Origin of the sequence: Streptomyces sp. B3I8 (assembly GCF_030816915.1) — a bacterium.
Lineage (GTDB): Bacteria > Actinomycetota > Actinomycetes > Streptomycetales > Streptomycetaceae > Streptomyces.
The window spans coordinates 824,487-838,207 of record NZ_JAUSYN010000002.1 but is presented as its reverse complement, the minus strand read 5'-3'; the positions used below and the strand labels follow the sequence as shown (position 1 = coordinate 838,207).

Genomic DNA, 13,721 nt, shown 5'->3' with positions numbered 1-13,721 from the left:
CCCGGGGAACTGCGCACAACGGGGCACAGCCCCGTGTCGGGGTCCGAAGGGGCAGAGCCCCTGAAGGTCGGGAAGGGAAGGGGCGGCGGTGGCGAGAACCCGCTGGGCGAACCCCCCATCTCCCTCGACGTGTCACGCGTGTCACGCGCGTCACGCGCGAAAGTAGTGCCCGGCCTCCAGGTCCTCCATGACGCCGGGCCCGCTCGGCGCCCAGCCGAGGAGTTCCCGCGTCAGAGTGCTCGACGCGGGGATGTCCGCGGCGAAGTAGCGGCCGATCCAGCCGAAATGCTCCTGGGCGTCCTCCGGTGCGATCGAGGCGACGGGAACGCCGATCCCCCGTCCGACGGCTTCCGCGATGTCCCGTGTGGGGACGCCCTCCTCGCCCACCGCGTGCAGCAGCGTCCCCGCCGGGGCCTTCTCCAGCCCCAGGCGGGTGATCCGCGCCGCGTCCGACCGGTGGACCGCCGACCAGCGGTTGGTGCCGTCGCCCGGGTAGCCCGCGACCCCCTTCTCACGGGCGAGGGCGGTCAGGACCGCGAGGAAACCGTGGTCGCCGTCGCCGTGCACGGTCGGGGCGTACCGCACGCTCACCGTGTGCACGCCGCGGTCGACGTATTCCAGGGCGAGGTTCTCGCTGCCGCCCCGGGGGGAGTCCGGGCCGTGGAACGTCGACGGGTCCTTCTCGGTGGCCGTGCGGCCGTTCGCCAGGCCGGCGACGCCGGAGGCCAGCAGGAACGGACGGCCCGATCCGGTCAGGGCGTCGCCGATCGTCCGCACGGCGTCCCGTTCGGCGCGGGCGGAGACGTCGGGGTGGGCGAAGTCGTGCTTGTTGGCGAGGTGGATGACGGCGTCGGAGGCGGCGGCGCCCTCCCGGATGCCGTCGAGGTCGTCGAGGTCGCCGCGGCGGACCCGGACACCCTTCGCGCCGAGCGCGGCGGCCGAGGCGTCGGAGCGCGCGAGCCCCTCCACCTCGTGGCCGGCGGCGAGCAACTCGTCGACCACGGCCGATCCGATCCATCCTGATGCTCCGGTGACGAAAACGTGCATGTGAAGGCTCTCCTTCGAGGCGCGGGCAGTGTGAGGGAACGACCGACGTCAGTGACTGACGTCGGTCACTGACATCACTGTAGCCGCCACGTCAGTCGATGTCATCACTAGACTGGTGCGCATGGTGCGATGGGAGCCCGGAACGCGGGAACGGCTGCAGGCGGCGGCGCTGGACCTCTTCGTCAGCCGCGGCTACGACAGGACGACCGCCGCCGACATCGCGCAGGCCGTCGGGCTCACCGAGCGGACGTTCTTCCGCCACTTCGCCGACAAGCGGGAGGTGCTGTTCGGCGGCCAGGAGCTGCTGGAGCAGGCAGTGCTCGACGGCATCGCCGCGGCCGCGCCGGACGCCTCACCGCTCGAAACGGTCCAAGCCGCCCTGGAGGCCTTGGCACCGCACTTCCCGGCCGAGCGCCGCCCCCTCTCCGGGCGACGGCAGACGATCGTCGCCGAGAACCCCGCGCTGCGGGAACGGGAGTTGCTGAAGTCGGCGGGGCTGGCCACGTCGATCGCCGCCGCCCTCCGGGCACGCGGGGTTCCCGAGGTGACGGCCCGGCTCGCCGCGGGCTCCGGGGTGGCCGTGTTCGGGGTGGCCATCGGCGTGTGGGTCGCCGAGGGCGAGGAGCGGTCGTTCCTGGACATCCAGCGCGAGGTGTGGGAGGAACTCGTCGCGATGACGGCCGTGTCGAGGTAAGGGGCCGGAGCGGCGTGACGCCCCTGCCGCGCCACCGCAGCCGCGGCCGTCGTACTCCCGGGCGACCGCGGCGGACAGATGCCCGGTGCCGCAGGCCGGATCGAGGACGGTGAGCTCCCCGGCCTTCTCGCCACCACCCCTGCTCACGCCCTCCTCACGGCTTCCGCCCAGACGGACGGCGAGGGCGATCCCCGGCATCTCAATGCCGCCGGCGCCGGCGCCGGCAGCGGGGGAGTGGAGCTGAGCTGCCGTACGTGCGTCTCCAGCCACCGCAGCGGCAGGAACTCGAAGGTCTTCACAAGGCCATCCCCGCCGCCCCAGCCTGGCCGTCACCGTCACCGTCACCGTCACGGACTCCCGTGCCTCGGGCGGCAGTCGCGGGTGATCGGAGCGCGTACGAGGGGAACGCATGCGCCGGGCCGGCCCGGCCCCGGCCGGCCCCGGACCGTCCCTGCTGCCGAGCGCCTCGAACCGGGCCAGAGCAGCTCACGTGCGTCGATGCCCGTGAGCTCGCCGTTCTTCCGCAGCCACTCCTCCACCTCGGCGAGGGAGAACTGCGGACTGACGTCGGTGCCACCGATCCGGGTCGGGAACGAGTCGTGGCGCAGGCGCCAGTTGCTGACGGCTGTGCCCCATACCGGCGATTTGGGCGATCTCGGCGAGGCTGACGGGCACCACCTCGCCTCGGGTGACGCGGATTAGCCTATTGTTCCGCCCGGGCATCCAGGTCGGCGCCGGCTGTTCCGCCGCGAGCGCGACGAACGCCGCCCGCTCCCCCCGGCCGACGCGCGGCACGGGCCCGCCGTCCGCGGCCCTGGAATCCCGCACGCACACGACGTCGAGACCGGCGGCCGCCTCCACGCAGTTGCCGCCGCCCGATCCGCTGTGGTTGCTCCGGAACCAGTGCGGTGCGGCCGCCTTCTCGGTCTTCTCGGTCTTCTCGGTCACCTGCTCCACGCGCCCGTCTCTCGTCGTCCGCTCGCCGAGTCGTGCAGAGTCCTCGACCTCCTCGCCGTTCAGCAGGGGATCACGGCATGCCGAGCAATGTCGCGACGGCTGCACGGGCATGTCGCGCCGGGGCCGGATCGCCGCTGATGCCGGCCGTCACGATGGCTCCCTCGGCGAGCAGGACGACGGGTTCGGCCACCGGCAGCCCGGTGGCACGGACCCACACCGCGACCTGGTCGTGGAAGGCCCGCTTGTGCGACCGGACCTCCGCCAGCACCGCCTCGGAGGAAGGGCCGAGTTCGCCGTGGGCGTTGATCCAGGCGCAGCCGCGGAAACCGGGTTCCGCGAACCACTCGGCCAGCCAGTCGAAGAGGGCGAGAACCCGCTCGCGGGGGTCCTGGACCTGCTCGACGTGGGCGGACAGGCTTCCGCGCCAGCGCTGATCGCGTCGCTTGAGCACCGCCACCACCAGGTCCTCCTTCCCCGCGAAGAACCGGTAGATCCGCTGCAGGGGCAGGCCCGATGCCGTACGGACCTCGTCCATGCCGACCGCCTGTATGCCGCGCTCGTAGTAGAGCCGCTCCGCCGCGTCGAGCAGTGCCTCGCGGTCCGAGCGGTTCTGCTCCTCGGTGATCGGGGCCGGCATCCCACACTCCTTGACATCGAGAACGGTCGTTCCCTACCTTAGTCCCGACCGGTAGGGAACGACCGTTCTCGACCGTTCTCGGCAAGAGGAGCAGCAGTGCCGGACAAACGACCGCCCTACCCGCCGTTCACGCGGGAGACCGCCCAGCAGAAGGTCCAGGCCGCCGAGGACGCATGGAACACCCGCGATCCCCACCGGGTGGCGTCGGCCTACACGCCCGACTCGACGTGGCGCAACCGGGACACGTTCATCAGCGGACGCGAGGAGATCGTCGCCTTCCTGACCCGGAAGTGGGAGCGGGAGCTCGACTACGCGCTGCGCAAGAACCTCTGGTCGTTCCACGAGGACCGGATCGCCGTCCGGTTCCAGTACGAGTGGCACGACGCGGAAGGCGCATGGTGGCGCAGTTACGGCAACGAACTGTGGGAATTCGACGAGCGCGGCCTCATGCGACGCCGCGAGGCGAGCATCAACGACGTCGCCATGGCCGAGGCCGACCGCCGCATTCACGGCCCCCGGCCCAGGGACGAATACGGAGTCGACCTCCCGCTCCTGTAGCGACGAACGGGCGCTCACGATCCGTCGTGGCCACGAAGGCGACCGGGGCCGACACCTCGCGGTCCCCAGGCCGACGACTGCGAGATCACGCCGACCGGAACGGCGCCCCACCGGCCGCCGGCCCTACGAACGCGGCCCACTCGCCCCGGCCGGCCCGCAGCACGGGGCCGCCGTCCATGACCTCGGAGTCCCGTACGTACACGGCGTCCAGGCCGGCGGCCACCTCCACGCGGTCGCCGCCTCCCGACCCGCTGTAGCTGCTCTTGGACCAGCGCGGCCCGTCCTGGCCCATCGCTCCGAAGCCGAACGGCAGCACCTCCTGGTCGAAGTCGACAGTCCGCTGCGGAATCACGTGCCGGTCCTCTCCGCGCTCCTGCGGGAGAACGGAAAGCCGCTGCCCTAAGGGCTGTCCCGCCTCGGCGTCCATTACTCGGGCACCTCGTCGCGCGTCGCGGAGTGAGCCGTCGTGGAGACGGAGCGCGCGTTCGCCGCCTACGCGATCCCCCCACGCACCGTGCGACCACGGCTCTCCCTCGCGCCGACGCAGCCCATCGTGCGCCGCCCGGCCGGTGTGCGCGAGGGGTGAGGCGTCGCCCGTGAGGTGCCCGCGGTCGACCGAGTACCCAGGGGGCCGAGCCGCGTCCGACGGGACCCGCTCGCCCGTGGCGATGTCAGTGGTCCCTCCTAGCATTCTCTTCGTCGAACACGGTGTGCACGGAGCGCCGGTTCATCTTGCCGAGGGGACTGCCATGTCATCCACCACCACGTATCTCGAGCTGTCCCAGCAGGGCGAGGGGGCACACAAGTTCTACGAGGTGACCGTGCGAGGGACAGTGGTCTCGGTGCGCTACGGACGCATCGGTGCCAGCGGCCAGTCGCAGACCTCGACCTTCCCCTCGGAGGCGAAGGCACAGGCCGCGGCAGCCAAGAAGATCGGCGAGAAGGTCCGCAAGGGCTACGCACCGGCGGTCCAGGGGCAGCGCGCGGCCCGAGCGGTGACGCGCCGCCAGGTCAGTTCCGCGCCCTCCACCGCCCGCGCCGTGGCGCCCGTGCTGTGGAGGTTCAGGACCGGTGCGGCGGCCTTCGGTATCCATGTCGACGAGGACCGCTGCTGGGTGGGGAATCAGGCGGGTGACGTCTACACCGTCAGCCACGGAGGTGAGGTCCTGGCCCGCTACCAGCTCCCCGACGGCGTCAAGTGCCTGGTGGCGGACGACTTCTGGATATACGCGGGGTGCGACGACGGCAAGGTCTACGACCTCTCCTCGAAGCTTCCGTTCGCGGCGTACGACATCGCGGCCGACGTGGACATCTTCTGGCTGGACATCCGCGAAGGCGTGCTGAACGTCTCCGCCGCCGACGGGGGTCTGACGGTCATCGACCACGAGGACGAGTACCAGTGGGCACGCAAGTCCACCGGAGCTCAGGGCTGGATGGTGCGCGCCGACGAACGGGGCGTCTACCACGGACACGCCAAGGGCGTCACGGCCTACGCACCGGACGGCTCGGGCGAGTTGTGGCACACCCCGGCCCAGGGCCAGGTGCTGTTCGGCTGGCAGGAGGACGACTCGGTGTACGCGGGCACCGCACGCCACGTCGTGCAGCGGATGTCCAAGGCGACGGGAGCGGTGGAGGCGACCTTCCGCTGCGACGCCAGCGTGTACTCGTGTGCGACAGCGCCCGGCGGCCGCTTCGTCTTCGCGGGCGACAGCTCCTCGTCGGTGTACTGCTTCGACGCGGACGGCACCCGGTTGTGGAAGCTCGGTACGGGCGGTGGTTCGGCGTTGTCCATGCAGTTCTTCGACGACAAGCTGTACATGGTCACCACGGACGGCTCACTGGTGTGCCTCGACGCGAGCCCCGCGGCCGTCGCGGCGGCCCAGCAGGGCACGGTCCCGGTCGCGGCGGACATCAAGTCCGCGGCGGCGCTGCCCACTTACACCCCGGCGGCCACGGTCACGACCGTCACCTCGGCCCCGGCCGGCGCGGTGGTCGTGGAGTGCGTCCAGGAGGCGGGCAGGCTGCGGGTCCATGTCCTCTCCGACGGCTTCGAGCCGTCGTGGAACGTGCAGTTCCCGCGCGGGATGCGCCAGCCGGGGGCCCGCTATGTGGTCGACGCCCTGCATCCCGCCCAGGCGGGTTTCTATCGGGTACGCGGTGAGATCAGGCGGCTGGTCTGACGCACGGATTCCGGCTCGTCGGTCCCCACAACCGGCCGGCCGGGGCCGGCGTGGTCATGCGGGTGTACGAGTGAAATAAGAGAGTGTCTGTGAACTGAGTACATGGCACGCATACTGGTGCCGGTCGTGCCGGCTGGGTGCCACCCTTGGCGGGTGGGAAGAAGCAGTCGGACAGGGCGACGGACCGGGAGCGCGGAAGAGCGCGCTGCAAGGGCGAGGCCGAGGTCGAACAGGCGCTGGGGATCGAGTCCTGGAGGAACCTCTCGAAGTCCGCCTTGCGGGCGCCGACGCCCACGCTCACCTTGCCCTCACTCACGGCATTGACAAGGCACTCCTCCCGCCCCCCGCCGTGCGACTGCGGCGCCTACCAGGACACACGAGCCATACCGGTGCACCGGGACATGGCTCAAGCCGTGCAGTACTTCTGACACAGCGCCCTTGCCTACAATCTCCTCGGCGGGGATACCGTGCGCCACTACGCACGCGCCGAACTGGACTGGTACCGCAAACGCGTCAAGGGCCTGGACCGCCACCGCGGAATCCGCTGAGCCCTTCCGTGCCGTCGGGAACGAAGGGGACCTCGGGGTCGTGTCGTGCGTCCATGGGCGGATGGCGCGACCGCCGTGGACAATCGTGGCTCAGCCTGTCCGCCACGGCTGACGTCGGCTCATCGATCCACCACGGTTGCCCACACCGGGCGTCTGCGTCCGATCGGCGTCTTTATCCGTGACAGGGTCCAGATCTGGTCCGGCCGGCCGTGTGCCACCGGTCCCCACACTGTGCAATCACCGCAGCCTCATGCCGCTCGCCCACGACGCGCGGAAACCCGTGTTCGACTGAAGGCGGCCGACGGCGAGCTTGGCGACGACCGTGGCCTCCACGTCTCCTGACGGCCGAGTCCGTTCAGTTGCCGTAACCGGTGAAACCCGTTGTGGCCCGGTCACGTCACAGGAGCAGAAACAGCCGGCTGCCGCTCCGCACCTCGGGAGAGAACGTGCCCATCAGGACATCGCGCTCGGTAGGCGTGCTTGCTGAGATCGCGTTGTCCGTCGTCGTCCTGGCGGCCGTCACCGGTTGTGCCAGCCGGAGCGCGCCGGCCGACAGTGACACGGACCGGCTCACAGGCCGCGCCCAGTTGGTCGCCGCGGCTTGGGACGGCTCGGCGGCTGCCGCAGCGTGGCGCGCCGGCTACTACCCCAGGGGAGAGCCGGTTCAGTTGCCGAAGGGCGGCCCGCACAGCGAGGCCGACAAGCTGGCCTTCAAGGAGAGGAAATTCGTTCTGAGGGGCGAACTGCCCGTCGATGAACCCCGGAACGGTCAGGTCATGTGGACCGGCGGTGGTTCCCTCGCCCGGCCGCTGGAGGGCGCAGTACGGTCGTACGAGGGCCTGGCCGACACCCACGTCGACGGCAGACCGCACCTTACGGTGACCGGGGCGAAACCGGGCAGGATGACGGTGATCACCAGCCGCGGGTCGGCGACAGTCCCGGCCTGGCTCTTCAGCCTGGACGGCTACACCACTCCCCTCAAGCGAGCTGCGGTCCTTCCATCGGAACTTCCTACGTCACCGATCAAGGCAGCTCGTGACATCCCCGGCCATCCACTCGACCGACTCGTAAAAATCACCGACCACGGGCGCTCGGTGACGGTGGTCGCCCTTCACGGGGTCTGCGACGACGAGGCCGAGGTGGACGTACTGGAGACACACGGAAGCGTCGTACTCTCGGCCGCGGTCAAGGGCCATGGGAGCGGCAGCACCTGCACCAAGCAGGCCAGTCTGCAGCAGGTGACGGTGGAACTGGAACGTCCCGTGGGCAATCGCGTCCTGCTCGACGCGCGCACCGGCCGACCGGTTCCCTACAAGGGGTTGGACGGGATCTCACCGCCGTGAACGGGAGCCGGTTCGTGGCGTGCAGGCCGAGCGCCGGGGTTGAACCGGTACTGCGGCGGGTGGTTGTGGACGAGGGGCCGCAGGGCCATCCCGCGTGCTCCGACCACAGGTACATCGCCGGGTCGCCGGGGTCGAAGCCCACCTTGGTCTCGTCGTTGCCGGCCGTCTGGTCGGTGCCGAGCGTTCGTCGGAGTGCGTTGGTTACGTTCATGACCTGTGTGGCCGCGCGGTCCGCGGCCCGGATGTCGTCGCCGTCGGTGTACACGGCTCCGCTCCGGTTCGGTCTGTCGTGATGACGGCACTTCGAAAGGCGCCCGGAAAAGGGCCGAAGGGAAGAAGGGGCATGCCCTCGAAGGGCGGTTCGCGCCGGTGTTCGGTGGTGGCGGGCCAGACTAGATCTGGCTCTGCCGCAGGATCTCCACCTGCTTCTTGTGGCTGGCGCCACCCTGGAATATGTGGCGCACATCCGGTGAGATCACCGGCCTGATATTGTTTTCGAGGAGCAGCTTCGGCAGGATCACGTGAACGTTGAGCCGGCGGTTCCCGTCCTGGAACGGATGTGTTATCTGCAGCTTGGTGATCGTCTTTGCTATTATTTCAAGCCTGGTTTCTTCGGTTTCTGCGGTGCTTATTTCGCTGTAGTAATCCTGGAATATCTGATCGACCAGCGTTGACCAGTCTGCAATATTATAATTGGTCGAGATCTCGGTATTGTTCTGCTTCTTCGCGGTGGGGACGCCGAGAACGGAGACGGCCCTGCCGAGATCCTTGTTCGGCTTGTCGAAGGAGAAGTGAGCGAAGTCCGCCAGGAGTTTTCGGTCGCCGACGTGCAGTTCATTGGTGTCCTCGCTCATGGCGTCGGCACGCAAGGGGAATATCGTCGGCTGGCCTCCCCTTCCTGTTTTTTCCGGCTTCTTCCCCAGGTTCGATGTGACTGTGGTGTGGAGATCGCTGTACGATTCGGAATCGAGGGTGTTTTCGGGATTCTCGAGTGTTTGGTGGTATGCCGCGACCATCCCCGCTCTGAATCCTGGGGATCGATCGTTGTCGTAATAGCTGCCCGGGTCCTCCGGGTGCTTCTTCTGTGCGTTCTGGTGGTCATTCGGGTCCATGAAGAGTTTCCACCATTCGCTCTCCGGGAGGACGTCGGAAAGCTTCTTGGCGACACGGACGCCAGAATTACCGGGTTTACGGGAAGCCCCGGGGTCGTCCCGGTCCCGGCTGTCGCTCGGCGTGCGGGAGTCGCTGCGACGGGGCGATTCGTGGGCCCGGGCCGAGAGGGTGGGGGGCTCGTAGGTCCGAGAGGAGAGGGTGAGGCCGGAGAGGTCGGGCGGATACCCGGGGCTCTTCCCCTCGTTGTCCTCCATGCGCTGAACCGGCGCGGTCGGCCTCTGCATGCGCTGAACCGGCGCGGTCGGCCTCTGCCGCATCGCGCGGTTGACGGCTGCGTTGCCTGCCGTGCGCTGAAGCTCCAGGATCTCCAGCTCCGCGGCGGACGCCGTCACGGAACGGGACGGGGTCCTGTCGGGGCCCGTGACGGACCCGCCGCGCCGTCGGTGTTCGTGCATGAGTCGCCTCTCACAGGGGTCAACAGCCATGTAACTGTGCCGGAGGTTTCAAGATCAAGGACCGGGCGGGCAAGATGGCGAGCATCGCCGGATGCCTTCGGGGCCCGCGGCACCGCCCGTCCCCACTCGGTCACGAAGTCCTTGGACACCCGGTCGATCTCGCCGGGCGGGCCGCTTCACAGCAGGCGGTCGACCTTGCCCGCCGTGATGTCGAGGAACATCCGCCGGAGGGCTTCGCGACGTCGAGCCCGGCGGGGCCGAGGTGCCGGATGGCGGGCCCGAGAAGCGCACCGGCCGGGCACGGCCGGAGCCCCGGGCGACCGCGTCCGCATCCGCGCCCCCGCTCAGCACGCGCCCCGGGCCGGACAGGGCACCCTTCCGTAAGGGAGGGTGCCCGCCGCTGCCTCCCAGCGTCTGGTGGGCGAGATGCAGGCGCTGTAGGCGGCCGGACACCCCCGACGAGACGCTCCGGTGCCCCCTCCGCCCCGGCCTCGGGTGAGGCCGGCAGCGCAGACCCGTGGACCCCTACGGGTCGGAGCGATCCGGAGAAGCGCTTCCTCCCGGGCGCGAACGCCCGGTTCCATGCGGTGTGTCCGCCGTGCGCCGCGGTCCCGGTGTCCCCGCCCTTGGAGGGGACACCGGTGGTCGCAGGCTTCAGTCCGCCACCGTGCGCCGGTAGACCACCGCCTGCCAGGGGGTGAGGGTGAGGGTGAGGTCGGGTGGCGGGGGTGTGGTGTTGGTCAGCAGCAGTTCGGCGGTGGACCAGGCGGCGGCGTCCGGAATCTCGGCCTTCACGGACTCGCCGGTGAAGTTGCCGATGACCAGGAGCTCGGTGGCGTCGAGCCGGCGCGTGAAGGCGTACAGCCGTTCGTCGTGCGGCAGGAGCATGCGGAAGTCGCCCTCGACCACGGCCGGTTCGGTGTGCCGGAGCTCGATCAGCCGGCGGTAGTAGTGGTAGACGGAGTCGGGGTCGTCGTGCTGTGCGGCGGCGTTGATGCGGTCGTGGTTGGGGTTGACGGCCAGCCACGGCCGGCCGGTGGTGAAGCCGGCGTGCGGTGAGGCGTCCCACTGCATCGGGGTGCGCGCGTTGTCACGCCCCCGGGCGCGCAGCACGGTGAGCACCTCTTCGGGTGCGCGACCCTCCTTCTCGGTCGCCTCCGCGTACTGCCCGAGGGCCTCGATGTCGCGGAAGTCGGCGATGGTCTCGAACGGGTAGTTCGTCATGCCGAGTTCCTCGCCCTGGTACACGTAGGGCGTGCCGCGGTGCAGGTGCAGAACGGTGCCGAGCATCTTGGCGGAGGCGACGCGGTGGGCGGGGCTGTCGTCGCCGTAGCGCGAGACCGCGCGGGGCTGGTCGTGGTTGTTCCAGTAGAGGCTGTTCCAGCCGCGCTCCGCCAGACCCGCCTGCCAGCGCCCGAGGATGGCCTTGAGACGGGTGAGTTCGAGCGGGACGAGCTGCCACGGGTCGTCACCGCGGTCCGCCCAGACGTGGTCGAACTGGAAGACCATGTCGAGTTCACGGCGTCGCGGGTCGGTGAAGAGAACGGCCTCGTCGATGGTCACGCCCGGCATCTCGCCGACGGTGAGCACCGCGTCCCGGCCGGCGAAGACCCGCTCGTGCATCTCCTGGAGGAACTCGTGGACGCGCGGGCCGTTGACGTACCCCGCCGCGCTGTCGGGGAAGACCCCGTGGTCCGACACCTGGCCGTCCGGGAGCGCGGTGTCCTTGGAGATCAGGTTGATGACGTCCATCCGGAAGCCGTCCACGCCGCGGTCCAGCCACCACCGCATCATCGTGTACACCGCCTCGCGGACCTCCTCGTTCTCCCAGTTCAGGTCGGGCTGCTTGCGGGAGAACAGGTGGAGGTAGTACTCGCCGGTCCGCTCGTCGAACTCCCACGCCGGTCCGCCGAAGGCCGCGCCCCAGTTGGTCGGTTCGGCGCCGGGCGACCCGGGTTCCATGCCCTCGCGGGCCGGGCGCCACCAGTACCAGTCGCGCTTGGGAGAGGCCTTGTCGCTGCGGCTCTGAAGGAACCACGGGTGTTCGTCCGAGCTGTGGTTGACCACCAGATCCATGATCAGCTTCATGCCGCGGGCGTGGACGCCGGCGAGCAGTTCGTCGAAGACGTCGAGGTCGCCGAAGAGGGGATCGATGTCCTGGTAGTCGCTGATGTCGTAGCCGTTGTCGTCCTGCGGGGAGGGATAGATGGGCGACAGCCAGACGACGTCCACGCCGAGGCCGGCGAGGTGGTCCAGGTGGTCGATGATTCCGCGCAGGTCCCCTACGCCGTCACCATCGGCGTCCGCGAAACTGCGGGGGTAGATCTGGTAGACGACAGCGCTTTTCCACCAGGGATCCATCGTGCTGCATCCTTCCCTTTGCGTCGCCGCCGCGGATTCGCCCGGCAGCCTGATTCGTTGTCGGCCGGAAGCGGCGCACACCGCCGAAGCGCGCGTCGGCGAGGTGCGCCCCGGCGAGGCGCGTACCGTCGACGCGCGCACGGCAGATGTGCTCATGCCGAGGTGCTCATCGCCGACGCGCACACCGGCGGTGTGCCGCCGCCCTCCGGCCTAACTGCCGGTGATGTAGTCGATGTTCGCGGCGGAGTCACCGGAGTCGAACTGGAGCTTGACCGTCGCCCCGTCGGGGACCGACACCGGGACGGATGTGTCGGTGAAGGTGGCGTTCCAGTTCCCCGTGTACGGGAAGTTGACCTTCCGCGCGAAGCGGCCATTGATGTACAGGCTGAGCTTCGCTCCCTTGTTGGCGCTGGCGGTCCTGAAGGTCAGCGACTTCGCCGCCGCCACGTTGTGGAACTCCACGCCCGCCCCGGCCTTGTCGATGCTCCCGACGAGCTGGCCGTTCGACGCCGACGAGGCCGACTCGTTGCGGCCCGTGCCGTAGTGCAGGCCGGTCTCCGCCTCGATCCTGCCCGTGCGCTTCTGCGCGGCCAGGGTGTACGTCATCGCCGCGAGACCGGAGGCCACGCCCGTCGAGCGCCCGTTGGTGAGGGTCTGGTCGAAGGTGGCCGAGGGGAGGTCGTCGGTGCGGTGGTCGTAGGACGACTGGGCGTTGTCACCGAGCCAGCCGAGGTACTGGTCCTGCCCGCCGAGCGTGATGAACTTGTACAGCCCGCGCAGGAAGATGCCCTTGAAGACGATCTCGTAGTTGCCCACCGGGTCGGGCCGGTACAGGCCGTTCCCGCCGACGTCGTCCTCGTCGACGATGATCTGCTTGCTCCCGGTGGTGAAGTGGGACCTGGCGAAGTCGGCGACCTTCCGCCCGTCGGCGAGATAGGTGTCGTCCTTCGTGAGGTCGTAGAGGTTGGCGCCCAGTTCCAGGAAGACACCGGCGTTGTAGGTGTAGAGGTTGTCGTCCCAGGAGCGTCCGGAGAAGGAGTTCTCGAAGCCGCCGTCCGGCCGCAGGAAGCTCTTCTTCAGCCAGTCGTAGGTGTCCTGCGCGATCTGCAGGTACGTCTTGTCGGTGTTCAACGGGTTGTTGTGCACCGTGGCGTCCGGGTAGTAGCGGGCCAGTTCGGAGGCCGCTATGGCGAAGCCGTTGGAGGGGACGTCCTTCTGGTCCTTGGTGCCGCGCTCCCGCCAGAAGCCGCCGCCGTGGACGTCGTCGTAGTAGTCGCGGTAGAAGAAGTCCGTGTGCCACTTGGCCTGGTCGCGCATGTGCCGGTCGCCCGTCGCCTCGTAGGCGTCGAGGGCGAACTGGACGGCCCAGGAGTAGTCGTCGTTCCAGTCCGTGTCGTTGCCGATCCAGCACTTCGGGTTCCCGAAGCGGTCGACCGAGTGCGTGTTCTCGTACCGGTAGTAGGCCTCGCTGATCTTGTCCTTCCACTGTCCGGTGAGCCGTGAGGCGTCGGTGAGCGTCTCGCGGTCGAAGGACGCCTCCCAGAAGTGGATGGCCGAGGTGTTGGACAGGTCGGTCTTGAAGTCCCCTCCGTTGACGGCGTAGTGGGAGAGGAAGGAGTTCGTCGTCCTGACGAGGTCGGCGCTGCTGAACGTGGCGGCGGCGTTCGCGGTCGTGGCGCCGGGGGTCCTGGCGCCGGCGGTCGTGGCGTTCGCGGTCGTGGCGCTCGCGAGAAGACCGCCGGTGAGCATCGCGGACGTCAGCACGATTCCTGTCGCCCTCAACGCATGGGTTCGGTACCTCATGGGGTGCGCTCCCTGTCTGTCGCTG

11 protein-coding genes are annotated in these 13,721 nt (G+C 69.3%); 4 read left to right on the top strand and 7 right to left on the bottom strand.

What is annotated here, in order from left to right; genetic code table 11:
* Positions 1 to 150 precede the first annotated feature (150 nt).
* Positions 151 to 1,047 carry an SDR family oxidoreductase gene (locus tag QFZ64_RS05950; protein ID WP_307063058.1) on the bottom strand — a complete coding sequence of 299 codons (897 nt, stop codon included), beginning with the start codon at positions 1,045 to 1,047 and terminating at the stop codon, positions 151 to 153.
* A gap of 121 nt (positions 1,048 to 1,168) precedes the next feature.
* On the opposite strand from QFZ64_RS05950, the gene QFZ64_RS05945 reads away from it, so the two are divergent.
* Entirely contained in the window at positions 1,169 to 1,741 is a 573-nt protein-coding gene (locus QFZ64_RS05945; RefSeq protein WP_307063056.1) for a TetR/AcrR family transcriptional regulator, read from the top strand.
* A 486-nt stretch (positions 1,742 to 2,227) separates the two neighbouring features.
* On the opposite strand, the gene QFZ64_RS05940 is transcribed toward QFZ64_RS05945, so the two are convergent.
* Both QFZ64_RS05940 and QFZ64_RS05935 read right to left on the bottom strand, forming a co-directional pair.
* Positions 2,228 to 2,689, bottom strand: a complete 462-nt coding sequence (locus tag QFZ64_RS05940) for a DUF397 domain-containing protein (RefSeq protein WP_307063054.1) — start codon at positions 2,687 to 2,689, stop codon at positions 2,228 to 2,230.
* A gap of 79 nt (positions 2,690 to 2,768) precedes the next feature.
* Positions 2,769 to 3,335, bottom strand: coding sequence for a TetR/AcrR family transcriptional regulator (locus QFZ64_RS05935; protein ID WP_307063052.1), 567 nt, complete (start codon positions 3,333 to 3,335; stop codon positions 2,769 to 2,771).
* Positions 3,336 to 3,431: 96 nt separating this feature from the next.
* Here QFZ64_RS05935 and QFZ64_RS05930 point away from each other — a divergent pair, with 96 nt between their 5' ends.
* The gene (locus tag QFZ64_RS05930; RefSeq protein WP_307063050.1) at positions 3,432 to 3,893 is read left to right on the top strand and encodes a nuclear transport factor 2 family protein; all 462 of its coding nucleotides are present in this window, start codon (positions 3,432 to 3,434) and stop codon (positions 3,891 to 3,893) included.
* 85 nt (positions 3,894 to 3,978) lie between these two features.
* Here the strand turns inward: QFZ64_RS05930 and QFZ64_RS05925 are convergent, their stop codons facing one another.
* Positions 3,979 to 4,245 (bottom strand): DUF397 domain-containing protein, encoded by a 267-nt coding sequence (locus QFZ64_RS05925; protein WP_373430556.1) that lies wholly within the window; start codon positions 4,243 to 4,245, stop codon positions 3,979 to 3,981.
* 397 nt (positions 4,246 to 4,642) lie between these two features.
* Here QFZ64_RS05925 and QFZ64_RS05920 point away from each other — a divergent pair, with 397 nt between their 5' ends.
* Entirely contained in the window at positions 4,643 to 6,073 is a 1,431-nt protein-coding gene (locus QFZ64_RS05920; protein WP_307063048.1) for a WGR domain-containing protein, read from the top strand.
* A 994-nt stretch (positions 6,074 to 7,067) separates the two neighbouring features.
* Positions 7,068 to 7,964: a hypothetical protein gene (locus tag QFZ64_RS05915; protein ID WP_307063046.1), complete on the top strand. Its 897-nt coding sequence runs from the start codon at positions 7,068 to 7,070 to the stop codon at positions 7,962 to 7,964.
* A 392-nt stretch (positions 7,965 to 8,356) separates the two neighbouring features.
* Here QFZ64_RS05915 and QFZ64_RS05910 read toward each other — a convergent pair whose 3' ends face one another.
* From QFZ64_RS05910 to QFZ64_RS05900, 3 genes are all read right to left on the bottom strand, one after another.
* Positions 8,357 to 9,469: a hypothetical protein gene (locus tag QFZ64_RS05910; RefSeq protein WP_307063044.1), complete on the bottom strand. Its 1,113-nt coding sequence runs from the start codon at positions 9,467 to 9,469 to the stop codon at positions 8,357 to 8,359.
* Between the two features lie 717 nt (positions 9,470 to 10,186).
* On the bottom strand, positions 10,187 to 11,893 hold the full coding sequence (locus tag QFZ64_RS05905; RefSeq protein ID WP_307063042.1) for an alpha-glucosidase: 1,707 nt from the start codon (positions 11,891 to 11,893) through the stop codon (positions 10,187 to 10,189).
* Positions 11,894 to 12,103: 210 nt separating this feature from the next.
* Entirely contained in the window at positions 12,104 to 13,696 is a 1,593-nt protein-coding gene (locus QFZ64_RS05900) for a glycoside hydrolase family 76 protein (protein ID WP_307063040.1), read from the bottom strand.
* Positions 13,697 to 13,721: the final 25 nt, after the last annotated feature.